This window comes from Streptomyces sp. NRRL S-31 (assembly GCF_000718775.1).
In the GTDB taxonomy this organism is placed as follows: Bacteria; Actinomycetota; Actinomycetes; order Streptomycetales; family Streptomycetaceae; genus Streptomyces.
In genome coordinates this window covers 40,845-65,408 of sequence record NZ_JOCB01000037.1, presented here as the reverse complement: position 1 = coordinate 65,408, position 24,564 = coordinate 40,845, and the positions used below count along the sequence as shown (strand labels likewise).

General features: G+C 73.5%; 27 protein-coding genes. 7 read left to right on the top strand and 20 right to left on the bottom strand.

Annotation, left to right across the window (positions count from 1 at the left end; genetic code table 11):
• Positions 1 to 510: 510 nt before the first annotated feature.
• The 3 genes from IF37_RS0116810 to IF37_RS0116800 all read left to right on the top strand — a co-directional run bounded on the left by IF37_RS0116810 (position 511) and on the right by IF37_RS0116800 (position 3,439).
• Positions 511 to 2,307, top strand: coding sequence for a thiamine pyrophosphate-requiring protein (locus IF37_RS0116810; protein WP_030742833.1), 1,797 nt, complete (start codon positions 511 to 513; stop codon positions 2,305 to 2,307).
• Between the two features lie 75 nt (positions 2,308 to 2,382).
• Positions 2,383 to 2,760 carry a DUF2795 domain-containing protein gene (locus tag IF37_RS0116805; protein ID WP_030742828.1) on the top strand — a complete coding sequence of 126 codons (378 nt, stop codon included), beginning with the start codon at positions 2,383 to 2,385 and terminating at the stop codon, positions 2,758 to 2,760.
• 136 nt (positions 2,761 to 2,896) lie between these two features.
• Positions 2,897 to 3,439 carry a type 1 glutamine amidotransferase domain-containing protein gene (locus IF37_RS0116800; RefSeq protein ID WP_030742826.1) on the top strand — a complete coding sequence of 181 codons (543 nt, stop codon included), beginning with the start codon at positions 2,897 to 2,899 and terminating at the stop codon, positions 3,437 to 3,439.
• Between the two features lie 142 nt (positions 3,440 to 3,581).
• On the opposite strand, the gene IF37_RS0116795 is transcribed toward IF37_RS0116800, so the two are convergent.
• From IF37_RS0116795 to IF37_RS0116785, 3 genes are all read right to left on the bottom strand, one after another.
• Complete coding sequence (locus IF37_RS0116795) at positions 3,582 to 3,869, bottom strand: DUF6158 family protein (RefSeq protein WP_030742824.1); 288 nt, start codon at positions 3,867 to 3,869, stop codon at positions 3,582 to 3,584.
• A 143-nt stretch (positions 3,870 to 4,012) separates the two neighbouring features.
• Positions 4,013 to 5,632 (bottom strand): ABC-F family ATP-binding cassette domain-containing protein, encoded by a 1,620-nt coding sequence (locus tag IF37_RS0116790; protein ID WP_030742823.1) that lies wholly within the window; start codon positions 5,630 to 5,632, stop codon positions 4,013 to 4,015.
• Positions 5,633 to 5,735: 103 nt separating this feature from the next.
• On the bottom strand, positions 5,736 to 6,392 hold the full coding sequence (locus IF37_RS0116785) for a histidine phosphatase family protein (RefSeq protein WP_030742821.1): 657 nt from the start codon (positions 6,390 to 6,392) through the stop codon (positions 5,736 to 5,738).
• 76 nt (positions 6,393 to 6,468) lie between these two features.
• Between IF37_RS0116785 and IF37_RS0116780 the strand changes: the two genes are divergently transcribed.
• Both IF37_RS0116780 and IF37_RS0116775 read left to right on the top strand, forming a co-directional pair.
• Complete coding sequence (locus tag IF37_RS0116780; protein ID WP_030742819.1) at positions 6,469 to 7,965, top strand: bifunctional phosphatase PAP2/diacylglycerol kinase family protein; 1,497 nt, start codon at positions 6,469 to 6,471, stop codon at positions 7,963 to 7,965.
• A gap of 143 nt (positions 7,966 to 8,108) precedes the next feature.
• Positions 8,109 to 8,942, top strand: a complete 834-nt coding sequence (locus IF37_RS0116775) for a class I SAM-dependent methyltransferase (protein ID WP_030742815.1) — start codon at positions 8,109 to 8,111, stop codon at positions 8,940 to 8,942.
• A gap of 89 nt (positions 8,943 to 9,031) precedes the next feature.
• Here IF37_RS0116775 and IF37_RS0116770 read toward each other — a convergent pair whose 3' ends face one another.
• The 11 genes from IF37_RS0116770 to IF37_RS0116720 form a co-directional block, all read right to left on the bottom strand.
• The gene (locus IF37_RS0116770) at positions 9,032 to 9,313 is read right to left on the bottom strand and encodes a gas vesicle protein K (protein ID WP_030742812.1); all 282 of its coding nucleotides are present in this window, start codon (positions 9,311 to 9,313) and stop codon (positions 9,032 to 9,034) included.
• Positions 9,310 to 9,498 carry a gas vesicle protein gene (locus IF37_RS0116765; RefSeq protein WP_030742810.1) on the bottom strand — a complete coding sequence of 63 codons (189 nt, stop codon included), beginning with the start codon at positions 9,496 to 9,498 and terminating at the stop codon, positions 9,310 to 9,312. The genes IF37_RS0116770 and IF37_RS0116765 overlap by 4 nt, the downstream gene beginning before the upstream one ends.
• Entirely contained in the window at positions 9,495 to 10,286 is a 792-nt protein-coding gene (locus IF37_RS0116760; protein WP_030742808.1) for a GvpL/GvpF family gas vesicle protein, read from the bottom strand. The genes IF37_RS0116765 and IF37_RS0116760 overlap by 4 nt, the downstream gene beginning before the upstream one ends.
• The gene (locus IF37_RS0116755; RefSeq protein ID WP_030742805.1) at positions 10,283 to 10,630 is read right to left on the bottom strand and encodes a gas vesicle protein; all 348 of its coding nucleotides are present in this window, start codon (positions 10,628 to 10,630) and stop codon (positions 10,283 to 10,285) included. The genes IF37_RS0116760 and IF37_RS0116755 overlap by 4 nt, the downstream gene beginning before the upstream one ends.
• A complete protein-coding gene (locus tag IF37_RS0116750; protein WP_030742802.1) occupies positions 10,627 to 11,877 on the bottom strand; it encodes an SRPBCC family protein in 1,251 nt (416 codons plus the stop codon). Before IF37_RS0116750 ends, IF37_RS0116755 begins: the two co-directional genes overlap by 4 nt.
• The gene (locus IF37_RS0116745) at positions 11,874 to 12,527 is read right to left on the bottom strand and encodes a hypothetical protein (RefSeq protein WP_030742799.1); all 654 of its coding nucleotides are present in this window, start codon (positions 12,525 to 12,527) and stop codon (positions 11,874 to 11,876) included. Before IF37_RS0116745 ends, IF37_RS0116750 begins: the two co-directional genes overlap by 4 nt.
• A 2-nt stretch (positions 12,528 to 12,529) precedes the next feature.
• Positions 12,530 to 12,787 (bottom strand): gas vesicle protein GvpG, encoded by a 258-nt coding sequence (locus IF37_RS0116740; protein WP_030742797.1) that lies wholly within the window; start codon positions 12,785 to 12,787, stop codon positions 12,530 to 12,532.
• A gap of 40 nt (positions 12,788 to 12,827) precedes the next feature.
• On the bottom strand, positions 12,828 to 13,598 hold the full coding sequence (locus IF37_RS0116735; RefSeq protein WP_030742794.1) for a GvpL/GvpF family gas vesicle protein: 771 nt from the start codon (positions 13,596 to 13,598) through the stop codon (positions 12,828 to 12,830).
• A complete protein-coding gene (locus IF37_RS0116730; RefSeq protein WP_030742793.1) occupies positions 13,595 to 14,017 on the bottom strand; it encodes a gas vesicle structural protein GvpA in 423 nt (140 codons plus the stop codon). Before IF37_RS0116730 ends, IF37_RS0116735 begins: the two co-directional genes overlap by 4 nt.
• A gap of 78 nt (positions 14,018 to 14,095) precedes the next feature.
• A complete protein-coding gene (locus IF37_RS42180) occupies positions 14,096 to 14,494 on the bottom strand; it encodes a gas vesicle protein (RefSeq protein WP_079165777.1) in 399 nt (132 codons plus the stop codon).
• Positions 14,495 to 14,837: 343 nt separating this feature from the next.
• Positions 14,838 to 16,685: a transketolase gene (locus tag IF37_RS0116720; RefSeq protein ID WP_030742791.1), complete on the bottom strand. Its 1,848-nt coding sequence runs from the start codon at positions 16,683 to 16,685 to the stop codon at positions 14,838 to 14,840.
• Positions 16,686 to 17,081: 396 nt separating this feature from the next.
• On the opposite strand from IF37_RS0116720, the gene IF37_RS0116715 reads away from it, so the two are divergent.
• Complete coding sequence (locus tag IF37_RS0116715; RefSeq protein WP_030742787.1) at positions 17,082 to 18,038, top strand: LLM class F420-dependent oxidoreductase; 957 nt, start codon at positions 17,082 to 17,084, stop codon at positions 18,036 to 18,038.
• 28 nt (positions 18,039 to 18,066) lie between these two features.
• On the opposite strand, the gene IF37_RS0116710 is transcribed toward IF37_RS0116715, so the two are convergent.
• Positions 18,067 to 18,486 carry a phage holin family protein gene (locus IF37_RS0116710; protein WP_030742786.1) on the bottom strand — a complete coding sequence of 140 codons (420 nt, stop codon included), beginning with the start codon at positions 18,484 to 18,486 and terminating at the stop codon, positions 18,067 to 18,069.
• An 80-nt stretch (positions 18,487 to 18,566) separates the two neighbouring features.
• Here IF37_RS0116710 and IF37_RS0116705 point away from each other — a divergent pair, with 80 nt between their 5' ends.
• Complete coding sequence (locus IF37_RS0116705) at positions 18,567 to 18,914, top strand: VOC family protein (protein ID WP_030742784.1); 348 nt, start codon at positions 18,567 to 18,569, stop codon at positions 18,912 to 18,914.
• Between the two features lie 5 nt (positions 18,915 to 18,919).
• Here IF37_RS0116705 and IF37_RS0116700 read toward each other — a convergent pair whose 3' ends face one another.
• From IF37_RS0116700 to IF37_RS0116680, 5 genes are all read right to left on the bottom strand, one after another.
• Positions 18,920 to 19,465 (bottom strand): GNAT family N-acetyltransferase, encoded by a 546-nt coding sequence (locus IF37_RS0116700; protein ID WP_030742782.1) that lies wholly within the window; start codon positions 19,463 to 19,465, stop codon positions 18,920 to 18,922.
• Between the two features lie 62 nt (positions 19,466 to 19,527).
• A complete protein-coding gene (locus IF37_RS0116695; RefSeq protein ID WP_030742778.1) occupies positions 19,528 to 20,451 on the bottom strand; it encodes an LD-carboxypeptidase in 924 nt (307 codons plus the stop codon).
• Complete coding sequence (locus IF37_RS0116690) at positions 20,448 to 22,403, bottom strand: prolyl oligopeptidase family serine peptidase (RefSeq protein ID WP_173456847.1); 1,956 nt, start codon at positions 22,401 to 22,403, stop codon at positions 20,448 to 20,450. The genes IF37_RS0116695 and IF37_RS0116690 overlap by 4 nt, the downstream gene beginning before the upstream one ends.
• A 15-nt stretch (positions 22,404 to 22,418) precedes the next feature.
• Entirely contained in the window at positions 22,419 to 23,723 is a 1,305-nt protein-coding gene (locus IF37_RS0116685; protein ID WP_030742775.1) for a M20/M25/M40 family metallo-hydrolase, read from the bottom strand.
• Positions 23,716 to 24,549, bottom strand: coding sequence for a M55 family metallopeptidase (locus IF37_RS0116680; RefSeq protein WP_030742774.1), 834 nt, complete (start codon positions 24,547 to 24,549; stop codon positions 23,716 to 23,718). Before IF37_RS0116680 ends, IF37_RS0116685 begins: the two co-directional genes overlap by 8 nt.
• Positions 24,550 to 24,564 lie beyond the last annotated feature (15 nt).

The window sequence follows — 24,564 nt, the reverse complement described above, 5'->3', positions numbered from 1 at the left end:
GGCCGGCCCCGGCGGCACCGGTCCGGTGAGGGGGTCGCAGGGCGCGGCAGGCGGGGCGGTGCCGCCGGGGCCGGCCTCGGCGGCCGAGGCGACGGGCCCGGTCAGGGCGAGCACGGCACCGGCGGCGAAGGCGGCGGACAGGGCGCGGGCGGTGCGGCGCATGACGGGGCTCCTCGGCGGACGCGTGCGGACGCGGCGGCGGTCGGACGGCCGTACGCCGGCGCACCGGTCCGACGGCGACGCCGTACGGCGCTGCGGCGCCCGGCCGCCACGGGGCACGGGGTCGTGCCCTCGCTGCCATGACAGCCCGCGCACGGCCGTGCCGCGCGCGGCCGGAGCCCATTCGCGGGACACGCGGGGCCGCGCGGGTGACGCCGGGGCGACGGCCCCCCGGGCGGGCCACGCCGTCCGGGTCCCGCACCCGCCCCGGAGGTTTTCCGGGGCCCGCGCAGGTGACTCGGTAGGCGCTGGCCCGACCATCCGTTCCGAACCCCCCGGGGAGGTCTCTCCATGAGCACCAAGGTCGCCGACCACGTCCTCGAACGTCTGCGCGCCTGGGGCGTGGAACAGGTATTCGGTTATCCGGGCGACGGCATCAACGGGTTGCTCGCCGCCTGGGGCCGCGCCGAGGACCGGCCGCGGTTCATCCAGTCCCGGCACGAGGAGATGTCCGCCTTCGAGGCGGTCGGGTACGCGAAGTTCGGCGGCCGGCTCGGGGTGTGCGCGGCGACCTCCGGACCCGGGGCCATCCACCTGCTCAACGGCCTGTACGACGCCAAGCTGGACCACGTCCCGGTGCTCGCGATCGTCGGCCAGACCAACCGGACGGCGATGGGCGGCTCCTACCAGCAGGAGGTCGACCTGCACACGCTGTACAAGGACGTCGCCTCGGAGTTCGTGGAGACGGTGACGGTGCCCGAGCAGCTGCCGAACGTGCTGGACCGGGCGATCCGGACCGCGTACGCCCGGCGCTGCCCGACCGCCCTGATCATCCCGGCCGACGTCCAGGAGCTGGACTACTCGGCACCGACGCACGACTTCAAGATGGTGCCGTCCAGCCTGGGGATGAGCGACTACACGGCGGTCCCGACGGACGAGGCGCTGCGCCGGGCGGCGGACGTGATCAACGCGGGCGACAAGGTCGCCGTCCTGGTCGGGCAGGGTGCCGCGGGCGCGGTCGCCGAGGTCCGCGAGATCGCCGAACTGCTCGGAGCGGGCGTGGCGAAGGCGCTGCTCGGCAAGGACGTGCTCAGTGACGAACTGCCCTACGTCACCGGGCCGATCGGGCTGCTGGGCAGCCGGCCGTCGTACGAGCTGATGCGGGACTGCGACACGCTGCTGACGATCGGTTCGTCGTTCCCGTACACGCAGTTCATGCCGGAGTTCGGCAAGGCGCGAGGGGTGCAGATCGACATCGACCCGCACATGATCGGCATGCGCTACCCGTATGAGGTGAACCTGGTCGGGGACGCGCGGGCGACGCTGCGCCGGCTGATCCCGCTGCTGACCGCGGACGGGCGCGGGCGCGAGTGGCAGGACACCGTGTGCGCCAACGTCAAGCGGTGGCACGAGACGATGGAGCGGCGGGCCGGGCTGTCGGCCGATCCGATCAACCCGGAGCACGTGGCGCGGGCGCTGGATCCGCTGCTGCCGGACAACGCGATCCTGACCTCGGACTCCGGTTCGGTCGCCAACTGGTACGCGCGGCACATCACGATGCGGCCGGGCATGCGCGGTTCGCTGTCCGGGACGCTGGCGACGATGGGCCCGGGGGTGCCGTACGCCATCGGGGCGAAGTTCGCCCACCCCGACCGGCCGGTGTTCGCTCTCGTCGGCGACGGGGCGATGCAGATGAACGGCCTGGCGGAGATGATCACGGCGGCGAAGTACCGGGACCGCTGGTCCGATCCGCGGCTGGTGGTGGCCGTGTGGAACAACCAGGACCTGAACCAGGTGACCTGGGAGATGCGCGCGATGGAGGGCGCCCCGTCGTTCCTGCCGTCGCAGTCGATCCCGGACGTGCGGTACGCGGAGTTCGCCCGTTCGCTCGGCCTGACCGGCATCCGGGTGGAGAAGCCGGAGGAGGTGGAGGCCGGCTGGCGGGACGCGCTGGCGGCGGACGGGCCGGTGGTGATCGAGTTCCTCACCGACCCCGCCGTACCGCCGATCCCGCCGCACGCCGACTGGGAGCAGATGGAGGCCACGGCGGCGTCGATCCTGAAGGGCGACGCCGACCGGGGTTCGATGATCAAGCAGGGGCTGAAGGCGAAGGTGCAGGAGTTCCTGCCTGGCCGGGAAAAGCGCTAGCCGTACGGCGCGACCTGGTGTCGGACGAATGACACCGGGTACGCGATGCGGACCTTCGAACCTCTGGAGGGAGATATGCAGCGAGGCAGTGACCGGTTGAGCTTCCACCACGACGACGAGATGAAGCACGAGCTGGAGGGGTTGCTGCGGTCGGGGCACCCGACGCGCACCGAGGAGTGGCACGATCCGGAACCGGCCGCGGACGACGACCCGGAGGTCTGGAGCGGACCGGTCGGCGGTCGCGGCTCACCGGCACGGCTGGAGCGCACACGGCTGGAGCTGGCCCGGCACCTGACCCGGCACACGTTCCCGGCGAAGCCGGGCGAGCTGGCCCGGGCGCTGCGCCGGGGCAACGCGCCGGGCGGGCTGATCGACGCGGTGGCGGGTCTGCCGCACGGGGACCGGTACGAGAACGTGCAGCAGCTGGCCGAGGCGCTGGCGGGCGGCGCGTGATCCGGAGCCGGACGGACCGCCGACCGGGCGGTGCGCCGGCCGGCCCCGCGCCGAGGACCCGGCGGGGAGTGACGAGCAGGCGGCGCGCCCGGGCCCGCGAGGCGGCGTCGCGGTCAGGGAAAGGAGGCTGAACATCATGCGTATCGCGTTTCTGGTGGCGCCCGAGGGCGTCGAGCAGGTCGAGCTGACCGAGCCGTGGAAGGCGGCGTCGGACGCCGGGCACGAGCCGGTGCTGGTGTCGACCGAGCCCGGAAAGATCCAGGCGTTCAACCATCTGGACAAGGCGGACACGTTCCCCGTGGACGAGGTGGTGGGGGACGCGTCGGCCGGGTCGTTCGGCGGTCTGGTGCTGCCGGGCGGGGTCGCCAACCCGGACTTCCTGCGGATGGACGAGAAGGCCGTCGCGTTCGTGAAGGGCTTCTTCGAGCAGGGCCGTCCGGTCGCGGCGATCTGCCACGCGCCGTGGACCCTGGTGGAGGCGGACGTCGTCCGCGGCCGGGTGCTGACGTCGTGGCCGAGCCTGCGGACGGACATCCGCAACGCCGGCGGTACCTGGGTGGACGAGCGGGTGAAGATCTGCGACCACGGCTCCAACCAGCTGGTGACCAGCCGCAAGCCGGACGATCTGAAGGCGTTCTGCGACGCGTTCCTGCACGTGTTCGCCGGGGAGGCCGGCTGACCCCGCCGGTGACGCCCGGATGACGAGGGCCGGCCCGCGACGGGCCGGCCCTCCCGGCTGCGCGGGACCCCTACCGGCTGCGACCGGCTGCGCGGCGCCCCGGACACGGGTCGGGCGGGATGCGTGCCAGGTGCCGGACGGATCAGTTGCCGGGCGCGTCCGGGGTCGCCGCGTCCCCGCAGCCGCGCTCCCGGGCGCCCTCACGGGTGCGGCCCGCGCTCACCAGGCGGCGCGGATTGCGGCGCAGGTACTCGCCCTCCAGCTGCGCCATGCGCTCGTTGTGGGCCCGCAGCGCGTCGTTCGAGCCGTACAGCAGCGTGTCGTGGCGCGTGCGGTGGATCGTCTCCAGCTCCTTCATGAGCTGCTGGTCGTCCAGCCGGCTGGGGTCGACTCCGGTCATCGTGGTGCCCCGCTCGTCGTGTTCGTTCATGGGCTACGAGTACCCGCCCGGCGGGCGCCGCCCCCGGGCGATTTCCGGGAGCGGTCCGTCGGGCTCGCCCGCTCGCCCGCTCCCTTCATCAGTCCACTGTACGAACATCCGGGGTCCCGGGCCTCCCCGTCGGGGGCCCGGGGTCAGCGGGCCCGTTCGACCCGGCGTTCGTCCCAGACGGGCTCCGGGGTCTCGCGGACCCGGCCGTCGGCGCCGAAGACCAGGAAGCGGTCGAAGGAGCGGGCGAACCAGCGGTCGTGGGTGACCGCGAGGACCGTGCCCTCGTAGGCTTCCAGTCCCTCCTGGAGGGCCTCGGCGGACTCCAGGTCGAGGTTGTCGGTGGGCTCGTCCAGCAGCAGCGCGGTGGCGCCGGCCAGCTCCAGCAGCAGGATCTGGAAGCGCGCCTGCTGGCCGCCGGAGAGCCGGTCGAAGTTCTGCTCGGCCTGCTGGGTGAGTTCGTAGCGGCGCAGCCGGGACATGGCCGCGCCCCGGTCCTGGGCGTGCTCCTTCCACAGGATGTCGAGCAGGGTGCGGCGCTGGAGCTCGGGGTGGGCGTGGGTCTGTGCGAAGTGTCCGGGCACCACGCGGGCACCCAGCTTCCACCGGCCCGTGTGCGCGACGTCCTCGCCGGCGAGCAGCCGCAGGAAGTGGGACTTGCCGGAGCCGTTGGAACCGAGGACGGCGACCCGTTCGCCGTAGAACACCTCCAGGTCGAACGGCTTCATCAGACCGGTCAGTTCGAGTTCCTGGCAGGTGACGGCCCGTACACCGGTACGGCCGCCCTTCAGGCGCATGGTGATGTCCTGCTCGCGGGGCGGCTCGGGCGGCGGCCCGGCCTCCTCGAACTTGCGCAGCCGGGTCTGCGCGGCCTGGTAGCGGGAGGCCATCTCGTGGCTGACGGCGGCTGCCTGACGGAGGTTCAGCACCAGCTTCTTCAACTGGGCGTGCTTCTCGTCCCAGCGGCGGCGCAGCTCCTCGAAGCGGGCGAAGCGTTCGCGGCGGGCCTCGTGGTAGGTGGCGAAGCCGCCGCCGTGCACCCAGGCGTCGGCACCGGCCGGGCCCGGCTCGACGGAGACGATCTTCTCGGCGGCGCGGGCGAGGAGTTCGCGGTCGTGGGAGACGAACAGGACCGTCTTGCGGGTCTCCTTGAGCTGCTGCTCCAGCCACCGCTTGCCGGGCACGTCGAGGTAGTTGTCCGGCTCGTCCAGCAGCAGCACCTCGTCGGTGCCGCGCAGCAGCGCCTCCAGCACCAGCCGCTTCTGCTCGCCGCCGGAGAGGGTGCGCACCTGCCGCCACTGGGCTCGCTCGTACGGCACGCCGAGCGCGGCCGTGGTGCACATGTCCCACAGCGTCTCGGCCTCGTAGCCGCGCACCTCGGCCCAGTCGGCGAGGGCCTGCGCGTACCGCAGCTGGGCCGCCTCGTCGTCGACGGTCATGATGGCGTGCTCGGCCTCGTCGACCGCTCGCGCCGCCTCCCGGATGCGCGGCGGGGCGACGGAGACCAGCAGGTCGCGCACGGTCGTCTCGTCCCGTACCGAGCCCACGAACTGGCGCATCACGCCGAGCCCGCCGCTGACGGTGACGGTGCCGCCGTGCGGTTTCAGCTCGCCGGAGATCAGCCGCAGCAGGGTGGTCTTGCCGGCGCCGTTCGGGCCGACCAGGGCCACGGCGGCGCCTTCGCCGACCCGGAAGGACACATCGCCCAGCAGCGTCCTCCCGTCGGGGAGGTGGTACTCCAGGTGCGCGGCTTCGAGATGTCCCATGGGCAGGCATTCTGCGGGCCGCGCGGCACCGGGGGCAAACGCGTATCGGGCGGCGCGGTCCGGCGGCCCCGCCCGGGCTCCGGCGACCGGCGGCCGGGGGCGGCTACCCGGCCGTGCCCAGCGGCTCACCCGCCGGGCCGCCCTCGCCCGCCGGCTCCACCACCGCCCCCTCCCAGGACAGCGCCTTCCAGCCGTCGGACGGGGAGCCTTCGAGGACCACCACGCCGGTGTTCTCCAGCGGGCGGGCCGCGGCGAAGGCGACGTCGACGTTGTCGGCGCGGGCGGCGGTCCACACGCGGATCGCGGCGCCGTGGCTGACCATGACGACGGTGCCGGCGCCGCTCGCGTCGGCCTCGGCGACCACCGCGTCGAACCGGGCGAGGGCCTCCTCGCCGCTCTCCCCGCCGGGCATCCGCAGCGCGGTGTCCCCGGCCGCCCACGCGAACACCGTGCGCAGGTACCGCTCGGCCTGCGGGGTGTGCCCGGGCAGCATCTCCAGGTCCCCGGCGGACAGCTCGCGGATGCCGTCCCGGACGATCACCTCCAGGCCGCGGGCGGCGGCCAGCGGGGCGGCGGTCCGCTGGGTGCGGATCAGCGTGGAGGCGTACAGGGCCTCGACGTCCTCGCCGGCGAGCGCCCCGGGCAGCGCGGCGGCCTGCGCCTCGCCGAGCGGGGTCAGCCCCGGGCCGGGCACGGCGGTGTCCAGCAGGTGGTCCACGTTGGACGGGGTCTGGCCGTGGCGGACGAGGAGCAGGCGCATCCGGGGTTCTCCTCCCGCGCCGGTCGGGCGGCGCTCGGGGACACAAGAAACGGGCACTTCAGGGTAACCGCACCCCATGAGCCCAGATCTGGACCTGACCGCCGCCGCGTCCGCCGCCCGCACCCCGCTGCGCACGCTGCTCGCTCTCGACGGACGGCTGTTCGAGACGGCCGCCACCCGGCGCTGGCCCGGCGCCGAACGGGTGCTGCCCCGCCTGAGCCGCGGCGCCAACCACGGTGTGCTGTGGTTCGCGACGGCCGCCGCCATGGCGGCGAGCCGCACTCCCCGGGCCCGGCGGGCGGCGGTCCGGGGGCTCGCCTCGCTCGGCCTGGCCTCGCTGACGATCAACACGCTCGGCAAGCGGTCGGTGCGCCGGGCCCGGCCGGTGCTGGATCCGGTTCCGCTGGTACGGCGGCTGAAGCGGCAGCCGATCACCACGTCGTTCCCGTCCGGGCACGCCGCCTCGGCCGCGGCCTTCGCGACCGGGGTGGCCCTGGAGTCTCCGGCGTGGGGCGCGGCGGTGGCGCCGGTGGCGGCCTCGGTGGCGGCGTCCCGGGTGTACACGGGGGTGCACTTCCCTAGCGATGTGCTGGCCGGGGCGGCGCTCGGCGCGGGGGCCGCGTTCCTGGTACGGCGTCTGGTGCCGACCCGCGCCCAGATCAGCCCGTCCGCCCGGCCCCGGGCGGAAGCCCCGGCGCTGCCCGAGGGCGACGGCCTGGTGGTGGTCGCCAACCAGGCGTCGGGGACGGCGGACCGGGTGAGCGCGCTGCACGAGGCGCTGCCCGGGGCGGAGATCGTCGAGTGCGCGCCCCAGGACGTCGCCGAGGAACTGGAGAAGGCGGCGGCCCGGGCCCGGGTGCTCGGGGTGTGCGGCGGCGACGGCACGGTGAACGCGGCGGCCGGGGTCGCGCTGCGGCACGGGGTGCCGCTCGCGGTGCTGCCGGGCGGCACCCTCAACCACTTCGCCTACGACCTGGGCGTGGAGGACGAACGGGCGCTGGCCCGGGCGGTCCGGCACGGTGAGGCGGTCCGGGTGGACGTGGGCCGCTTCGCCTCCGCGGACGGTTCGGGGCTGTTCCTGAACACGCTGAGCATGGGCGTGTACCCGGAGCTGGTACGCGCCCGGGACCGCTGGTCGCACCGCATCGGCGGCTGGCCGGCCGGGGTGCTCGGCGCGCTGCGCGTGCTGCGCGCCGGCCGGCATCCGCTGGAGGTGGAGGTGGGCGGCGAGCGGCGCCCCCTGTGGCTGCTGTTCGTCGGCAACGGCGTCTACCACCGCATGGGTCTCGCGCCGGGCCGCCGTACCGATCTGGCGGACGGACTGCTGGACGTACGGGTGGTGCACGGCAGCCGCGGGCCCGCGCTGCGGCTGCTCGCGGCGGCGGTCGCGGGTCCGCTGACCCGCTCGCCCGCGCACGCGGCGGTGCAGGTGAACCGGCTGCGGCTGACGGGGGTCGCCCCGGGCACGCCGCTGGCCCACGACGGCGAGGTCACGACGGTGTCGGGCGAGGTCACGCTGGAGAAGCTGCCGGAGGCGCTGACCGTCTACCGGCCGCTGAACGGCGCCGGCTGACGCGGCACGGGCGGCGGTCGACACCACCACTCGTCCGGATGATGAGACCGGGGTCTCATCATCCGGCATGCCCGCGTACGGTGGGCCGTACCGGCGGACGGGTCCGGCCAGTCCGCCTTTCGAGGGGTGAAGGGGTAACCGCCATGCCGCGAGCGCGGGAAAGCGCCGTCTACACGCACGGACACCACGAGTCGGTGCTGCGTTCGCACACCTGGCGCACCGCCGCCAACTCCGCGGCCTATCTGCTCGGCTCCCTGAAGCCCCACATGAGGATCCTGGACATCGGCTGCGGGCCCGGCACGATCACGGCCGACCTGGCGGAACTGGTCCCCGACGGCCATGTCACCGGCGTCGACCGGGCGCCCGGCGTCCTGGAGCGGGCCCGGGCCACCGCCGCCGCCCGGGGCCTGGCCAACGTGGACTTCGCGGTGGCCGACGTGCACGCCCTGGACTACTCGGACGACACCTTCTGCGTGGTCCACGCCCACCAGGTGCTCCAGCACGTCGGCGACCCGGTGCGGGCGCTGCGCGAGATGCGCCGGGTGACGAAGCCCGGCGGCTTCATCGCCGTGCGCGACGCGGACTACGCGGCGATGACCTGGTACCCGGCGCTGCCGGGGCTGGACGACTGGCTGGACCTGTACGAGCGGGTGGCCCGCGCCAACGGCGGCGAGCCCGACGCCGGGCGCCGGCTGAAGGGCTGGGCGCTGGCCGCCGGTCTGACCGCCGTCACCGCCTCCTCCAGCACCTGGACGTTCGCCACGCCCGAGGAACGCGCCTGGTGGAGCGGACTGTGGGCGGACCGCACACTGGCCTCGGCCTACGCCGACCGGGCCACGCAGGGCGGGCACGCGACCCCGGAGCGGCTGCGGGCGGTGTCCGAGGCGTGGCGGACCTGGGGGCGGCACGAGGACGGCTGGTTCGCGGTCCTGCACGGCGAACTCCTGTGCCGCAAGGAGGGGCCGGCCGCGCGGTGAGGGCCCGCGGGGCCGGCCAGGTCCGCTGTGTCGCGTACTCCGTGTCCGCTGTGCCTGTTGCGTACGTCGCGTCTGTCGCGTACGCCGGGTCAGTCGCGGGGCAGCAGCGGACCGAGCGGACCGAGGTCCAGGTTGAGGTCCTCGGGGCGCAGTCCGTAGCGGTCGCGCAGCTCGGCCATGCGGTCCTCCAGGAGCATCAGGGTGAGCCCGATCCGCTCCTCCTGCTCCTCGGTCAGGTCACCGGTGTCGAAGCGGCGCACGGCCTGCCGTTCCATGAGCTGACGCAGCAGTTCCACCACGGTCAGCACGAGCTTGACCAGGTCGCGCTCGACCGTGTCCGGTTCCAGGTCGAGTCGCTTGCGCTGGGTCACACGATCACCTCGAAGGGTGAGGGAACCGTCTCGTTCACCGAACTGATCAGTGCGTTCAGGTCGATGCGGACCAGGTCGACGTCGGCGATCCGCAGGGTGATGTCCCCGGTGATCACGACTCCGCCGGCCAGCAGCCGGTCGAGCAGGTCGACGAGCGCGATCTCGCGCCGTTCGACGACGGTCACGACACCGCCTCCCCCGTGAACGAATAGGCGGCCCACGGGCCGGTGAGTTCCACCCGGAACCCGGGCTCGTCGTCCTTGGTGCGGTCCACCAGCTCCACGAACTCCTCGGAATGGGCCCGGGGCACCAGATAGGCCGCGTTGAGCACGTTCCGTGCCGCCGTGCCGGAGAGCGCGGCGTTCTGCGGGGGGTGCAGCCGGAAGTCCTCGGCCCGCTCGGCGAGGCGCTCGTGCAGGGCGTGGGCGAACCGCTCGGCGCGCTGCCAGTTCTCCTCCCGCGCGTGGCTGCGCTCCCGCCGCCGCCGCAGGTAGTCCCGCCCGCTCCCGGGCCGGGGCGCCGCGGCCGTCGCGGGCTCGGGCTCGGGCTCGGGCGCCGCGGCGGTCTCGGCCGGCTCGGCCTCCATGTACACCTTCACGCCCCATTCCACCCGGTCGTGCAGCCGGTCCAGCAGGGCGTGGAAGTCGTCCTCGCGGGCCTCGATCATGGTGCGTACGGCGCTGTCGTCGCGGAACACGGTGGCGAGCCGCAGCGGCAGCGGAGTGGTGACCGTGGTGAGCGCGTCCACCACACCCTGGTGCGCGCGGGCGGTCGCGGCGAGCCAGTCCAGGTCCTCCAGGTGCGCCTTCAGTGCCTCCTCGGAGAAGTCGGCCTCCGGGACCGTGCTGACCACCGCGACGAGCCCGTGGTGGTGCAGCAGCGCCGGCGGAGCGCCCCCGACGCCCGTCAGCTCGGCCTGGAGGGGCGTCCCGAAGGGGCGGCACACGGCGTACACGTACCGCAGTCCGGTCATGGTGCCTCCTTCTTCGGGGTGCGGCCCGGTTCCAGCTCCAGCTCCTCCAGCCGGGCCAGCCGTTCTCGCAGTTCGGCGTTCTCCCGGGCCAGCTCGTCCCGGCGGGCCCGGGAGGAGAGGGCGGGATCGGTCTCCCACCAGTCGATGCCCATCTCCTTGGCCTTGTCCACCGAGGCGACGATGAGCCGCAGCTTGATGGTGAGCAGTTCGATGTCGAGCAGGTTGATCCTGATGTCACCCGCGATGACGACGCCCTTGTCGAGCACGCGCTCGAGGATGTCGGCAAGGTTCGCCCCCGAGCCCTGCTGTCCGTAGGGCTCGGGGAAGCGGCCGGGTGTCGTCATCGACGACTCCCGCGCTCGGCGTACTCGGGTTCCTCGTCCTCGTACTCGGCCTCCTCCTCGCCCTCCTCGGGCTCCTCTTCCTCCTCCGGCTCCTCACCCTCCTCGGGCTCGGCCTCGTCCTCGTAACCCTCCTCATCGCCCTCGTAGGGCTCCTCTTCCTCGCCTTCCTCCTCGTCCTCGTAGGCGTCCGCCTGGTCCTCGGCGGGCTCCCCCTCGCCCTCTTCGCCCTCTTCGGGCTCCTCGGCCCCCTCCTCGGACTCCTCAGCCCCCTCTTCGGGCTCCTCAGCCCCCTCTTCGGGCTCCTCGGGTTCCTCTTCGGACTCCTCCTCGGGCTCCTGGCCCTCGGACTCCCGCTCCCGTTCCTCCTCCTCCACGGCCTCCTCGTGGCTGCGGACCAGCTCGCCGTCGCGGATCTCGCCGCGCCAGGCGTCCTCCGCCTCCCCCTTGATGGTGATGAACCGGGCGAAGTTCTTCAGGTCCAGCCTGACCCGGCGGCCCTGCGCCCGCCAGATGTTGCCGGTCTTCTCGAAGAGGCCGGTCGGGTAGTACTCGATGACCAGCAGGACCCGGGTGAGGTTGTCCTCCAGCCGGTGGAAGGAGACCACGCCCCTGGTCGTGCCCTTGGCGCCCTCCGACGTCCACTGGATGCGGTAGTCGGGTATCTGCTCGGTGGTCTTCGCCTTCCAGCTGCGGGTGGACCAGAAGATCTTCGCCCGCCAGTCGGAGTGGGTGTCGTCGGCGCGGCTCGCGCTCTTGACGCCCTTGGCGAAGCTGCTGAAGCTCTGGTACTGCGTCCACTGGTCGTAGGCGGTGCGCTGCGGCACGCCGACGTCAATGGACTCGATGATGACGACGGGCTTCTTGCCCGCTCCGCCCTTCTTGCCCTTGCTGCCCCCCAGGCCTCTGACCGCCTGCATCACGTTGTCCTTGGCGCGGCCCGCCCCCAGTTCCAGGGCGGTGCGCAGCGGCCCTTTGCCTTCGGCGAGCTTGCGGCCGCCTTCGAGCGCCAGCTTGGCGAAGCCCGGGCTCTTGCCGTCGGCTATGTCGTTCAGCTTGAGGGTCGTCTCGCCCATCTTGCGGCCGAGCCCCGTCAGCATCTTGGTGGCCTGCGCGGCCAGGTACTGCCGTGCCTCCGCCTTGAGCCGGTCGGCGGCCTCGCTGTGGGCGAGGTCGGCGAGCGGGCCGCCCTTGGCCGCGCCCGTGGCCTTGCCTGCCGCCGAGGTGGCGGATCCGAGAGTGTCGGTCATCGGTCATCGCCGCCCTTCGACTGCCGGCCGGTCACGTCGCGGGCGGCGCCGCCGGCCGCGGCCGTCTTCTTCGCGGCCGTCTTGCGGACCGCGCCCGTCTTCTTGGCCACCGCCTTCCCGGCGGGGACGGTCTTCTTTCCGGGTGCCTTCTTCGCGGCGGACTTCTTGGCGGGGGCACGCTTGCGCTCCTCCCCCTGTCCGGCGCCGTCGCCCCCCTCCCGCCGGGAGGATCGGGAGGACCGCGAGGACTCCGCGTCGTCCTGCTCGTCCTGTTCGTCGGAGTCCTCGCGGGCGTCCTCGTCGTCCGACTCCTCGGCAGAGCCGCCGGGCACCACTCCGGAGAGCTGGTCGCGGACCTGTGCGGTACGACCGTGCAGCCGGTCGGCCAGCGTGTTCATCTGCCGCTCGACCATCGCGCCGGAGGCCGCCTTGCCGACACCCCGCAGGTCCTGCCGGAGCTGGTCCCCGATCTCCTTGAACTGCGGGTTGTTCTTCAGCTGCTGATTCACCAGGTCGGCGAGCATCTTCGGACTGAGGTTGAGCTTCTTGCCCGCGACCACGGAACCGACCGCCACCGCCATCTTCAGCTTCTTGGTACGTCCGAGCAGGTATCCGGCCCCTACGGCGAGGCCCAGTGCGGTTCGGTTCATCGTCACGTCCCGTTGCCTGTGGTGTCGCCGGAGCGCATGGTCGTCTCCAGCCGGTCGAGGAGTTCGTCCTCACGCCGGTCGAACTCCTCCTCGGTGATCTCGCCCGCCTCCAGTTGCTCCTCAAGGCGTTTGAGTTCGGCCCGTACGGTGGCGGGGTCGTAGTAGATCCGCTCCGCCTCGTGGAGCACCTGCCTGATGGCCCACGCGCTGCCCCGCACCGGTGCGAACGGCAGCATCAGCACTTCGCCGATCAGTCCCACGGTGTTCTCCCTTCCGCTCGGTCCGTCCGGGCCGGTGCCGCTAGTGCGCGCCGGCGTCCGCGCCGGCCCTGCTGCCCGCGGGCTCGGCGGGGCCGGGCTCGACGAAGCTGTACGGCGGCAGCGGGCCGTTGATCCGCAGGTCCAGATGGGGGTGGCTCTTGCGGACCTGCTCGACGGTGGCCAGGAACTCCTCGGCGGTGTCCCGGGGCACCAGGTATGACACGTTCAGCAGCCAGCCGGTCGACTCGGGACCCATGCTGACCGCGGCGGCGGCCGGCGCCAGCAGCCCCTGGACCTCGCCCGCGTCCTCGGCCTCCTTGGCCTGCACGGCGGCCGCGACCATCTCGCCCAGCCGGATCTTGTCGTCGTAACTTCCGCCTCCGGAGCGGCGGTTGGCCTCGGCTAGGGCGCGCACCTGCTCGTTCTCGGCCATCACCAGATGCAGGACGGCCTCTTCGACGTGCGTGGCCTTGATGTTGTACTCGACCTTGCCATCCAGCTCCCGCAGTCGCTCCGCGTAGTGCTCCGCGCGCTCGCCGAGCACCTGGGTGACGGCGTCGTCGTCCGTGGCGACGCTGCCGAAGCGCATGGGCAGGACACAGCCGCCCGCCCCGGTCTCGGCCAGTACGTTCTGGTGCGCGAGCAGGTCCCTGCGCTTGGGCCGCAGCCCCTCGGGGGCGTCGCTGACCACGGCGGCGAGGTCGCCGGCGGTGAGAATGCGCACCGGCAGGGGCGGCTCGCCCACACCGGTCATGCCCTCGGGCAGCGCGGGGTGCGACCGGGCGGTGATCCCGTAGACGTAGGTGCTCACTCCTGCTCCTCCTTCCGGCGTGCCGGAGCCTTACGGGCGCGCGGCCGTGACTCGCCCTCCCCTTCCTGGCGGGCCTGGTTGAAGGCGTCGGATATGGTCTGCGCGGCCCCCGACAGCGCGCCCTTGGACTTGCCCCGGGCACCGGATTCGGTGATCTCTCCGACCAGATCGGGCAGTCCCGGGCTCTTGCGCGGGCCGGACTCCAGGTCGAGGCGGTTGCACGCCTCGGCGAAGCGCAGATAGGTGTCGACGCTGGCGACGACGACCCGGACGTCGATCTTGAGAATCTCGATGCCGACCAGGGAGACCCGGACGAACGCGTCGATCACGAGCCCCCGGTCGAGAACCAGCTCGAGTACGTCGTAGAGGCCGCTGCTGCCGCCTCCACCTCCGGTCTGCTGTGCCGGAACAACAGTCATGCCGGCGATTCCTCCTCCTGCGTAGTAGGTACGCGATCCGTGCGGGGTCCGCGCGGGGGGTGGATCACGGGCGGTGGGTCAGTGACCACCGCGCGCGTCGGCCCTCCCGCGCTCGTAGCGGCGGACCTTCCGGTAGCCGGTCAGCTGGCCGTCCAGGTCCAGTTCCACCTGGTAGCTGGCCATGAGGCTCATCGTGTCGGGCACCCTCTCCAGTTCGAGTACCTCGACCTCCAGCGCCCACCCGTCCTCCGTCTGCACGAACGAGGACACCGACTCGGGCGTCAGGCCGGTCAGTTCGGACAGCTGGGCGCGCGCCTCGCGCAGCACCTCCATGGGGCGCGGACGTTTCGCCGCGGGCCTGTCCGTGTCACTGCGGGTCTCTTGCGTCTCTTCTGTTTCTTCTATGTCGTCGGTTTCGGGGGGATCTTGTGATTTCCGTGAAGCCTGTGACTGGGATGTGTCTTTTGCGTTCGTCATGGCCACCTCTCCCCTGCGTGTGGCCGCCACATCCTTGGCCAAACCTTCAGGAGCGAACGCGTCCTTCCGGGAGTGCGTCCTGCCTGGTCGCAGCGGGTGTGTGGGGCAGCCTCGCAGCTCCGCGAGGCCGCTCGGGGCGCGCTTCGGGGAGCGGCCGCGGCCGAGCGCACCGGCCCCGGGGCCGGGGCGCGGCCGGTCCACTGCGTCGGCCAGGGTCCAGTGGCGGGCGCGGAGTCCGAAATCGTCCACCTGCTCCCAGATTAGTGGCACCGCGACGGGCGTGCCCGGGCGGGCGCGGACACCGTGCGGCGGCCCACCCGGACGGTCCGGGTGTCCCCGCGGCTCATCGCACCACCGCCTCCTCGACCAGCAGACGGGCCGCCGCGGCGATGCCCACGGCGTCGATGCCGGCCGCGTGCAGCTGCTCGTCCGGCGCGGCCGAGCCCGGCATGGTGCGCACGCCCAGCCGGACCAGGCGGGGCACCGGCCGCCCGTCCCCGAACACCTCGGCGACGGCGTCCCCGAGCCCGCCCTCCGGATGGTGGTCCTCCACCGTGAGCAGACAGCCGGTCTCCTCGGCCGCGCGGCGCAGGGTCTCGGCGTCGACGGGCTTGACCGAGTACGCGTCGATCACCCGCACCCGGATGCCGTCCTCGGCGAGCCGGTCGGCCGCCGCCAGCGCCTCGAACACGGTCACCCCGGCCGCGACGATCGTCAGCCGGTCCTCCTCGCCGCCGCGCAGGGTCTTGCTGCCGCCGACCGGGAACTCCTCGTCCGGGCCGTAGAGCACCGGGGTCTTGCCCCGGGAGGTGCGCAGGTAGCGGATGCCGTCCAGCCCGGCCATGGCCGCGACCAGCCGCGCGGTCTGGTTGGCGTCGCACGGGTAGAGCACCGTCGAGCCGTACACGGACCGGAACATCGCGAGGTCCTCCAGACCCATCTGCGAGGGGCCGTCCTGCCCGATCGAAACACCGGCGTGCGAGCCGACCAGGTTGATCCCGGAACCGCTGATGGACGCCATGCGCACGAAGTCGTGGGCGCGGGTGAGGAACGCGGCGAACGTGGAGGCGTACGGCACCCAGCCGCGCGCGGCCATGCCGACGGAGGTGGCGACGAGCTGCTGCTCGGCGATGTAGCACTCGAAGAACCGGTCGGGGTGGGCCTTGGCGAACTCCTCGGTGCGGGTGGAGTCGCCGACCTCGCCGTCCAGCGCGACGACGTCGCCACGGGCGGTGCCGAGCGCGGCGAGGGCCGCGCCGAAGGCGTCCCTGGTCGCGACCTCGTCGCCCTCGTCGTAGCGCGGCAGCCGGACGGGCTCGGTGGTGAGGGAGCGCGGCGCGGCGGCGGCCTGCGGCTCGCCGACCCGGACGTGCAGGTCGCGCGGCCCGCCGAGTTCGGCGATGGCCTCCTCCGCCTCGGGCAGCGGCTTGCCGTGCAGGCCCTCGCGGTCCTGGACGGAGGCCACGCCCTTGCCCTTGAGGGTGCGGGCGAGGATCGCGGTGGGCTGGCCGGTGGTGGACAGCGCCTCCCCGTAGGCCCGGTCGATGGCGTCGACGTCATGGCCGTCGATCTCGACGGTGTGCCAGCCGAAGGCCTGGAAGCGGCGGGCGTAGGCGTCCAGGTCGTGGCCGTGCCGGGTGGGGCCGCGCTGGCCGAGCCGGTTGACGTCCACGATGGCGACGAGGTTGTCCAGGTGCTCGTACCCGGCGTGTTCGGCGGCCTCCCACACCGAGCCCTCCGCCAGCTCGCTGTCGCCGCACAGCACCCAGACCCGGTAATCGGTGCGGTCCAGCCGCTGACCGGCGAGGGCGATGCCGACGCCGACCGGCAGACCCTGGCCGAGCGAGCCGGTGGCCGTCTCCACCCACGGCAGCCTGCGGGGTGTCGGGTGGCCCTCCAGCCGGCTGCCGAGCTTGCGGAAGGTGACCAGCTCGCCGTCCTCGATCGCGCCGGCCGCCTTGTACGCGGCGTACAGCAGCGGGGACGCGTGCCCCTTGGACAGGACGAAGCGGTCGTTGGCGGGGTGGTCGGGGCGTTCGAAGTCGTAGCGCAGGTGGTGGGCGAGCAGGACGGCCAGCAGGTCGGCGGCGGACATCGAGGACGTGGGGTGCCCGGATCCGGCGGCGGCGGACGCCCGCACGCTGTCCACGCGCAACTGCTGTCCCAGTTCGGCGAGTTCTTCGGTGTTCATGTATCTCCTCGGTCTCCTCGTGCTCGGTCGCGCCCGGTGGGGCGCGTCGCGTTCGGGCCGTCCGCGGCGGGGCGGGCGGGGCCGGACCGCCGCGCCGCGGCCCCCGCGTGGCGGTTCGCTCTTCGCGGGTTCCCCGCCGGGCTGGTTCCTCGCGGGCTCACCGCCGGGCTGATCCCTCGCGGGGTGTGCCTCCGGCGGTCCGGCTCGTCCGAGGTGTTCCGCGTAACCGGGGCCGGGGCGCCCAAACGCCGGGCGGGGCACCCGGACGCCGGTCACGGCACCCGAACGCCACCCGTGCCCGCGCCCGCCGCGCGGCGTTTCGCGTGGTCGCGCCCGGTTACCCGGGCCGGGTCGGAACACACAACCACCGGCTCCACCGCGCGGAGGTCTTTCCCCATGCCCGAGTACGGCTACTTCCTGGCGGCCGAGGAACACGACCCCAAGGCCCTCGTCGAACAGGCCCGGATGGCCGAGCAGGCCGGCTTCCAGGCGCTGTGGATCTCCGACCACTACCACCCGTGGAACGACGCGCAGGGCCAGAGCGCGTTCGTGTGGTCGGTGATCGGCGCTCTGTCGGAGGCCGTGTCGCTGCCCATCGAGACGGCCGTGACCTGTCCGACCGTGCGGATGCACCCGGCGGTCGTGGCACAGGCCGCGGCGACCAGCGCGGTACTGACCCGGGGCCGTTTCCGGCTCGGCGTCGGCACCGGCGAGGCGCTGAACGAGCACATCCTCGGTGACCGCTGGCCCCCGGTCCGGGTGCGTCTGGAGATGCTGGAGGAGGCGATCCAGGTGATGCGCCGGCTGTTCACCGGCGAGGAGGTCAGCCACCACGGCACCCAGTACACCGTGGAGAACGCCCGCCTCTACACCGTCCCCGACGAGCCCGTCCCGATCGACATCTCCGGTTTCGGCCCGAAGGCGATCTCGCTGGCCGCCCGGGTGGGCGACGGCTACATCACGATGATGCCGGAGGAGGAGATGGTGACCCGGTTCCGCGAGGGCGGTGGCGGGACCAAGCCGGTCAGCGGCGGCACGAAGGTCTGTTACGGCCCGGACCGCGACGCGTGCGTCCGTACGGTGCACCGGCTCTGGTACAACGAGCTGCTGCCCGGCGAGATGGGCCAGGTGCTGCCCTCGCCGCGCCACTTCGAGCAGCTGCACGAGCTGGTCACCGAGGACATGGTGCGCGAGAAGGTCGTGTGCGGGGACGACGTCGACCAGCACGTGGGCACGTTGCGGGCCTTCGCCGACGCGGGGTTCGACCGGGTGTACGTGAACCAGATCGGGCCGGACCAGCGCGGCTTCTTCGACTTCTACCGGACGAAGGTGCTGCCGCGGCTCACCGGATGAGGGGGGCGGGCGCGGCGACGGGCCGCCGTCAGGACCCGTTGTGGTGCGGGGCGTCCGGCGGGGTGTCCGGCATCGGCGGGTAGGGCAGGCCCAGACCGCTCGGCGGGGCGGCCGGCGCGGTGCCGCCGATCACGTGGTGCGGGGCCTGCCGCCGGTGCCCGGAGTGCGCGGCACGCCGCAGCAGATGAGCCGTCACCGCGAGGAGCGCCCCGGTGATCAGTGCCGCGGCCCAGCCGGGCAGACCGATCGCCAGGGCGAGGCCCACGGCGAGCGCCAGGGCGCCGCCGGCGTACAGGGCGAGGGCGCCCGAGGCGGCGTAGAGCGTGGCGGTGCGGCGCCGCTTGCGGCTCTGTTCCCGCAGTTCGTCGCGTACCGTCTCGCGTGCCACCTGTGCCAGCTCGTCGACGAGGTTCCTGTCCAGGTGTTCCAGGTGATCAAAACGGTTCATACCGTGCGGGTACCCGTCCATCACAGCGGGTAACGCGAGGGCCGTGCGCACCCCTGCCGGCGCCAACTAGGCTCAGGGGCATGGACATTCTCGGTGCTTCGCTGCGTATCTGTGTCGACGACCTGGACACCACGGTCCCCTTCTACGAGGGGCTGACCGGCGGCAGGGCGCAGCGCTTCAGTCGCGGTGCCGTCGAGGTCGCGGCGGTCGGCTCGTTCCTGCTGATGAGCGGTCCGGAGGCGGAGCTGGAGATCCTGCGCAAGGTGACGGCGACGATCGCGGTCGAGGACGTGGAGGAGGCCCACCGGCTGCTGGACGGGCTGGGTGCCAAGGTGGTGGCGGGGCCGGTGCCGACACCGGCGGGCCGCAATCTGCTGGCGGTGCACCCGGACGGGTCGGTCTTCGAGTACGTCGACCAGCGGAGCTGAGCCGCTCAGCGGCGCATCTCGGTGGTGAGGGCCCAGCGTTCGTGATCGCGCCAGGCGCCGTCGATGAAGATCATGTCCGGCGAGAAACCCTCCAGGCGGAAGCCGGCGCCCCGGGCGAGGGCGATGGAGGCGGTGTTCCCCGGCTGCACGTTGATCTCCAGCCGGTGCAGGCCCAGCGGCCCGAACGCGTACCCGATCACCAGGTCCAGGCCTTCGCGCATCAGGCCCCGCCCGGCCGCGTGCGCGAAGGCGCCGTAGCCGAGGGCGCCGCACTGGAAGCCGCCGCGCACGATGTTGTTGATGTTGATGAAGCCTGCGATGGACCCGGTCTCCCGCTCGCACACCAGGAAACCGGCCCGGGCCGGGTCCTCGATCAGCCGGCCGGCGTAGTCGGCGTACGCCTCGGCGGTGTCCGGCGGGAACAGCCACGGCCGGTGCAGGTCCTTGCTCTCCCTGGCCCGTGCGGTGAACTCGGGGCCGTCCTCGGGGGTGAAGGGGCGGATGGCGACGCGGGGGCCGGTGGCGAGCGGGCGGGACGGGGGGTGCGGCATCCGGCCAGCCTACGGCGTCCCCGCCCGTGGCACCGTGCGCGCGGGTCCCCGCGCGGCGGGCGTCAGCGCAGGGCCGGTTCGTCCAGGGTCAACGTGCCCGCGTCCGCGTCGAGTTCGGCGCTCACCCCGAACGGGACCGTCAACGCGCCCGCGCAGTGCCCGAATCCGACGTCCGCGGCGACCGGGACCCCGAGTCCGCCGAGCCGGTCGGCGAGCATGGGCCGCAGCCCGGCGGGGTCCGCGCAGTCCTCCCAGGAGCCGAGCAGCACTGCGCGCACCCCCTCCAGCCAGCCGGAGCGCAGCAGTTGGGTGAGGTACCGGTCCAGGCGGTAGGTCTCCTCGCCCACGTCCTCCAGGCAGAGCAGTCCGCCGTCCGCCGAGGGCCGGGCGTGCGGGGTGCCGCGTTCCGCGGCGAGCAGGCAGAGACAGCCGCCGAGGGTGACGCCCCGGGCCCGGCCGGGCACGAGGGCCGTACCGCCGAAGGAGAGGGTGCGGACGGTCTCGGGTGCGAAGAGGGTGGCCCGCAGGTGCTCCTGGGCCCGCGCGTTCTTGATGAAGTCGATGCCGGCCGCCACCGGCCCGTACAGCGTGGCCAGGCCCAGCCGGGCCGCGATGGCCTCGTGCAGGACGGTGACGTCGCTGAAGCCGACGAAGACCTTGGGTCCGGCCGCCCGCAGCGCGTCCCAGTCGAGCAGGTCGACCATGCGCTGCGCGCCGTACCCGCCGCGGGCGCACAGCACGGCGTCCACGGCGGGGTCGCACCAGGCGCGCTGGAAGTCGGCGGCGCGGTCGGCGTCCGTGCCGGCCAGGTAACGGAACTCGGTGTGCCGGTCCAGCACATGGGGGCCGGCGACCGGGTCGAGGTCCCAGCCGCGCAGCACGTCCAGGCCCGCCTGCAACCGCTCCTCGGGCACCGGTCCGCTGGTGGCGACGACGGCCACCCGGGCGCCCGGGGCCAGCCGGCGGGGTCGTACGAGTTCCTTCACGGGGTCAGTTCCACCTCGGGTACGGGCGGTGCCGGGTCCAGCCCGAACACCTGGGAGTACAGGGACAGTTCGGCCTCCAGGGCGCGCACCATGGTCTCGGCCCGCCGGAACCCGTGCCCCTCCCCCGCGAACGTGAGGTAGGCGTGCGGCACGCCCCGGCCGGCGACCCGGGCGAGGAAGCGTTCGCACTGGGCGGGCGGACAGATGACGTCGTCCAGGCCCTGGAGCAGCAGGAAGGGCACGGCGAGCCGGTCGGCGTGCGCGGCCGGGGAACGCTGGGCGTACCGGGCGGGCACCTCGGCGAGCGGGCCGATCAGCGACTCCAGGTAGCGGGACTCGAAGTCGTGGGTCTCCCCCGGGCCCCAGGCGGTGAGGTCGAGCACCGGGTAGACGATGGTCCCGCAGGCGTAGACGTCGGTGGTGGTCAGGGAGGCGGCGGCGGTCCAGCCGCCGGCGCTGCCGCCCCGGATCGCCAGCCGGGCGGGGTCGGCGGTGCCCTCCTCGGCGAGGGCGCGGGCGACGGCCGCGCAGTCCTCGACGTCGGCCACGCCCCACTGTTCGCGCAGCCGCTCGCGGTAGGCGCGGCCGTATCCGGTGGAGCCCGCGTAGTTCACCTCGGCGACCCCGATGCCGCGCGAGGTGAAGTAGGCGATGGCCAGGTCCAGCACGAGCGGTGCCCGGCTGGTGGGGCCGCCGTGCGCCCAGATCACGTACGGCGGCAGTTCGCCGTCGGGTGCGGCGCGTCCGGGGTGGTGCGGCGGATAGACGTGGGCGTGCACCTCGCGGCCGTCCGGGCCGGGGAAGGTGCGGATCTGCGGCTCCGGGTAGCAGGCGGGGTCGACGGGGTCCCGGTGGCGGGCGCCGACCACCCGGGCGCGGCCGGTGGCGGTGTCCAGCTCGACGACCTCGTAGGCGGTGCGCGGGCTGGCGCCGACCGTGACGACCCGGGTGCCGTGGGCGGCGAGGGTGGGGGCGCACTCCGTCCACGGTCCGGCCGCGTCGACGATCTCGCCGGTCTCCGGGTCCAGTATGCCGAGCGCGGTCGCCCCGCGGCCGTGCACGACGGCCAGCAGGCCGTTGTCAAGCGGTGCGAACCAGCGCAGCCCGAGCTGCCACAGCGGCCCGCCGAACTCCTCCTCGCGCGGGCAGAGGGCAGTGCCCTCGCGATAGAGGTTCCACCAGCCGCCGCGGTCGCTGACGTACAGCAGGCTGCCGTCCGCCGCCCAGTCGGCCTGGGCGACGGCCTCCTCCGGTCCGCCGGCGACCGTCCGGGCGTCCGTCAGCCGGCCGTCGGCTCCGACCTCGGCGACCAGCAGTTCCGTCCCGTCCCACGGCATCCGCGGATGGTCCCAGCCCAGCCAGGCGGCCCGCCGGCCGTCCGGGGAGAGCCGGGCGCCGGTGACGAACCGGTGCCGGGGCGCGGCGAGTTCCCGGACGGCGGCGCGGTCGTCGGCGGCCGAGCCGTCCAGCGGTACGGCGGCCAGGACCCGCCGCACGTCGTCGGGGCCGTCGCCGGTGAACTCCTCCAGTACGCACCAGACCTCACCGCGGGCGAGGTCCACGCGGGGCTCCGCCCAGCGCAGGCCGGGGCCGACCGGGGACACAGGGGTGAGCGGGGTGGGCTCGGCACCGGGTTCCCAGCGGTGGAGCCGCTGGTCGGCGAAGTCCACGAAGACGATGAGGGGCCGGCCGTCCCGGCTCACCCCGGTCCAGGGCCGGCCGCCGTACTCGATGACCCGGCTGCGTACGTTCCAGGGCGCCGGCAGTACCGATTCCTCGGTGCCGTCGGTCCGGCGCCGCACCAGGGCGCGCCGGCCGCCCTCGGCCGGCCGGGGCTCGGTCCACCAGATCTCGTCGCCGACGAACCCCACCCAGTCGGGGCGTCCGTCGTGCGCGGCGGCGAGCGTGGCGTCGATGGGCGACGGCCACGATCCGTACGGCGCTCTTCGCATCTCGTCCCCCACTGTCTAGGCCGTCCGCAGGAAGTGGTCCAGGACGCGGACCCCGAAGCGCAGCGCCTCGACGGGCACGCGCTCGTCCACGCCGTGGAACAGCGCCTGGTAGTCGTAGTCGGCGGGCAGCTTCAGCGGGGCGAAACCATAGCCGGTGATGCCGAGCCGGGAGAACTGTTTGGCGTCCGTGCCGCCCGACATGCAGTACGGCACCACCCGCCCGCCGGGCGCGAACTCCGTCACGGCGGACCGCATCTTCGCGAACAGCGGGGCGTCCACCGGTGCCTGGAGGGCAGCTTCCCGGTGGGCGAACTCCCAGTGCACGTCGGGGCCGGTCAGCTCGTCCAGGGTGGCGGTGAACTCCTCCTCGGTGCCCGGAAGATAGCGTCCGTCCACATGGGCGACGGCCTCGCCGGGGATGACGTTGAGCTTGTAACCGGCGTTCAGCATGGTCGGGTTGGCGCTGTTGCGGACGGTCGCCTCGACCAGCCGGGCGGCCGGGCCGAGCTTCTCCAGCAGCCGGTCCACGTCGGTGAGGCCGGCGTCGATGCCGTAGAGCGCGGCGAGTTCGGTGAGGGCGGCCCGTACGGTCGGGGTGATCCGGAGGGGCCACCGGTGTTCGCCGATGCGGGCGACGGCGGCGGCCAGCCGGGTCACCGCGTTCTCCTCGTTGACCTTGGAGCCGTGCCCGGCCCGGCCGCGCGCGGTGAGCTTCAGCCAGCCGGTGCCCCGCTCCCCCGCGGCGATCGGGTAGATCTCGCGCCCGGAACCGTCGTGGAAGGTGAAGGCGCCCGACTCTCCGATGGCCTCCGTGCAGCCCTCGAAGAGTTCGGGGTGCCGGTCGGCGAGGAACCCCGAGCCGTCCTCGGCGCTGGCCTCCTCGTCCGCGGTGAACGCGATGACGAGGTCGCGGCGGGGCCGTACGCCCTGCCGGGCCCAGGACCGCAGCACCGCGAGGATCATCGCGTCCATGTTCTTCATGTCGACGGCGCCCCGCCCCCACACCACGCCGTCCCGGACCTCCCCGGAGAACGGGTGCACACGCCAGTCGGCGGCCTCGGCCGGCACCACGTCGAGGTGGCCGTGGACCAGCAGCGCGTCGGCGGCCGGTTCGGTGCCCGCGATCCGGGCCACCACGTTGGTGCGGCCGGGGGTGCGCTCCAGCAGCAGGGGGTCCAGTCCGGCGCCGGCCAGCCGTTCGGCCGCGTACTCGGCGGCGGGGCGCTCGCGGCAGTCCCCGCCGCCCCGGTTGGTGGTGTCGATGCGGATCAGGCCGGAGGTGAACTCCACGACCTCCTCGAGGGCCTGCGGGTCAGCCATACTGCTCCTCCACGGCGGCGGAGACGATCGTGGTGACCGCCTTGAACGTCCTGATCCCCTCGTACATGCCGGCGCTGGTGTACGCCACCTTGCGCTCGCCGGTCCGCGCCACGCCGGGCACGACGGTGGCGGCCTGCGCCAGGTGCTCGGCGTCGAACTCGACGGCGACGGTGCAGGGCCCCGCGTGCACGGGTGGGTGACGGACCGCCAGCCGGGCCGCCTCCTTGGCCGCCGCGCGGATGCCGGCCGCGGTCCGGGCCGGGGTCCGGCACACGGCCGCGTACCGCGAGACGTGGTCCTTGACGGCCACCTTCAGTGCCTCGGGCGCGTAGCCGAGGGCGTCCTCGCAGGCCACGTCGTCACCGGTGACGAGGACGACGGGGACGCCGTACTCGGCGACGACGTGCGCGTTGAGCAGGCCCTCGCTGGCGCGGACGTCGTTCAGCCACACCCCGGTGATCTGGTTGGCGAGGTAGGTGTGGGCGAGGACGCCCTCCATGCCGGCGCCCGCGTGGTAGCCGACGAAGGCGACGCCGTCGACGTCACCGTGCTGGACGCCCTCCACCATCGACAGCGCCTTGTGCCGGCCGGTGAGCATCTCCACCCGCTCGTCCAGCCGCTCCAGCAGCAGGTTGCGCATGCTCCAGTGGGCCTCGTTGACGACCACCTGGTCGGCTCCGCCGTCGAAGAAGCCCTCCGCGGCCGCGTTCACGTCCGAGGTGAACATCGACCGGCACCGCTCCCACTGCGGGGTCCCCGGCAGCACGTCGGCGGGCCAGGTGACGCCCGTTGCCCCCTCCATGTCGGCACTGATGAGGATCTTCATGCCGTGTCACGTTAC

What these genes read in the sequence shown, in the direction of transcription:
- IF37_RS0116810 (WP_030742833.1), top strand. Translation starts at nt 511, where the DNA reads ATGAGCACCAAGGTCGCCGACCACGTCCTCGAACGTCTGCGCGCCTGG.
- IF37_RS0116805 (WP_030742828.1), top strand. Translation starts at nt 2,383, where the DNA reads ATGCAGCGAGGCAGTGACCGGTTGAGCTTCCACCACGACGACGAGATG.
- IF37_RS0116800 (WP_030742826.1), top strand. Translation starts at nt 2,897, where the DNA reads ATGCGTATCGCGTTTCTGGTGGCGCCCGAGGGCGTCGAGCAGGTCGAG.
- IF37_RS0116795 (WP_030742824.1), bottom strand. Translation starts at nt 3,869, where the DNA reads ATGAACGAACACGACGAGCGGGGCACCACGATGACCGGAGTCGACCCC.
- IF37_RS0116790 (WP_030742823.1), bottom strand. Translation starts at nt 5,632, where the DNA reads ATGGGACATCTCGAAGCCGCGCACCTGGAGTACCACCTCCCCGACGGG.
- IF37_RS0116785 (WP_030742821.1), bottom strand. Translation starts at nt 6,392, where the DNA reads ATGCGCCTGCTCCTCGTCCGCCACGGCCAGACCCCGTCCAACGTGGAC.
- IF37_RS0116780 (WP_030742819.1), top strand. Translation starts at nt 6,469, where the DNA reads ATGAGCCCAGATCTGGACCTGACCGCCGCCGCGTCCGCCGCCCGCACC.
- IF37_RS0116775 (WP_030742815.1), top strand. Translation starts at nt 8,109, where the DNA reads ATGCCGCGAGCGCGGGAAAGCGCCGTCTACACGCACGGACACCACGAG.
- IF37_RS0116760 (WP_030742808.1), bottom strand. Translation starts at nt 10,286, where the DNA reads ATGACCGGACTGCGGTACGTGTACGCCGTGTGCCGCCCCTTCGGGACG.
- IF37_RS0116755 (WP_030742805.1), bottom strand. Translation starts at nt 10,630, where the DNA reads ATGACGACACCCGGCCGCTTCCCCGAGCCCTACGGACAGCAGGGCTCG.
- IF37_RS0116750 (WP_030742802.1), bottom strand. Translation starts at nt 11,877, where the DNA reads ATGACCGACACTCTCGGATCCGCCACCTCGGCGGCAGGCAAGGCCACG.
- IF37_RS0116745 (WP_030742799.1), bottom strand. Translation starts at nt 12,527, where the DNA reads ATGAACCGAACCGCACTGGGCCTCGCCGTAGGGGCCGGATACCTGCTC.
- IF37_RS0116730 (WP_030742793.1), bottom strand. Translation starts at nt 14,017, where the DNA reads ATGACTGTTGTTCCGGCACAGCAGACCGGAGGTGGAGGCGGCAGCAGC.
- IF37_RS42180 (WP_079165777.1), bottom strand. Translation starts at nt 14,494, where the DNA reads ATGACGAACGCAAAAGACACATCCCAGTCACAGGCTTCACGGAAATCA.
- IF37_RS0116720 (WP_030742791.1), bottom strand. Translation starts at nt 16,685, where the DNA reads ATGAACACCGAAGAACTCGCCGAACTGGGACAGCAGTTGCGCGTGGAC.
- IF37_RS0116715 (WP_030742787.1), top strand. Translation starts at nt 17,082, where the DNA reads ATGCCCGAGTACGGCTACTTCCTGGCGGCCGAGGAACACGACCCCAAG.
- IF37_RS0116710 (WP_030742786.1), bottom strand. Translation starts at nt 18,486, where the DNA reads ATGAACCGTTTTGATCACCTGGAACACCTGGACAGGAACCTCGTCGAC.
- IF37_RS0116705 (WP_030742784.1), top strand. Translation starts at nt 18,567, where the DNA reads ATGGACATTCTCGGTGCTTCGCTGCGTATCTGTGTCGACGACCTGGAC.
- IF37_RS0116700 (WP_030742782.1), bottom strand. Translation starts at nt 19,465, where the DNA reads ATGCCGCACCCCCCGTCCCGCCCGCTCGCCACCGGCCCCCGCGTCGCC.
- IF37_RS0116690 (WP_173456847.1), bottom strand. Translation starts at nt 22,403, where the DNA reads ATGCGAAGAGCGCCGTACGGATCGTGGCCGTCGCCCATCGACGCCACG.
- IF37_RS0116685 (WP_030742775.1), bottom strand. Translation starts at nt 23,723, where the DNA reads ATGGCTGACCCGCAGGCCCTCGAGGAGGTCGTGGAGTTCACCTCCGGC.
- IF37_RS0116680 (WP_030742774.1), bottom strand. Translation starts at nt 24,549, where the DNA reads ATGAAGATCCTCATCAGTGCCGACATGGAGGGGGCAACGGGCGTCACC.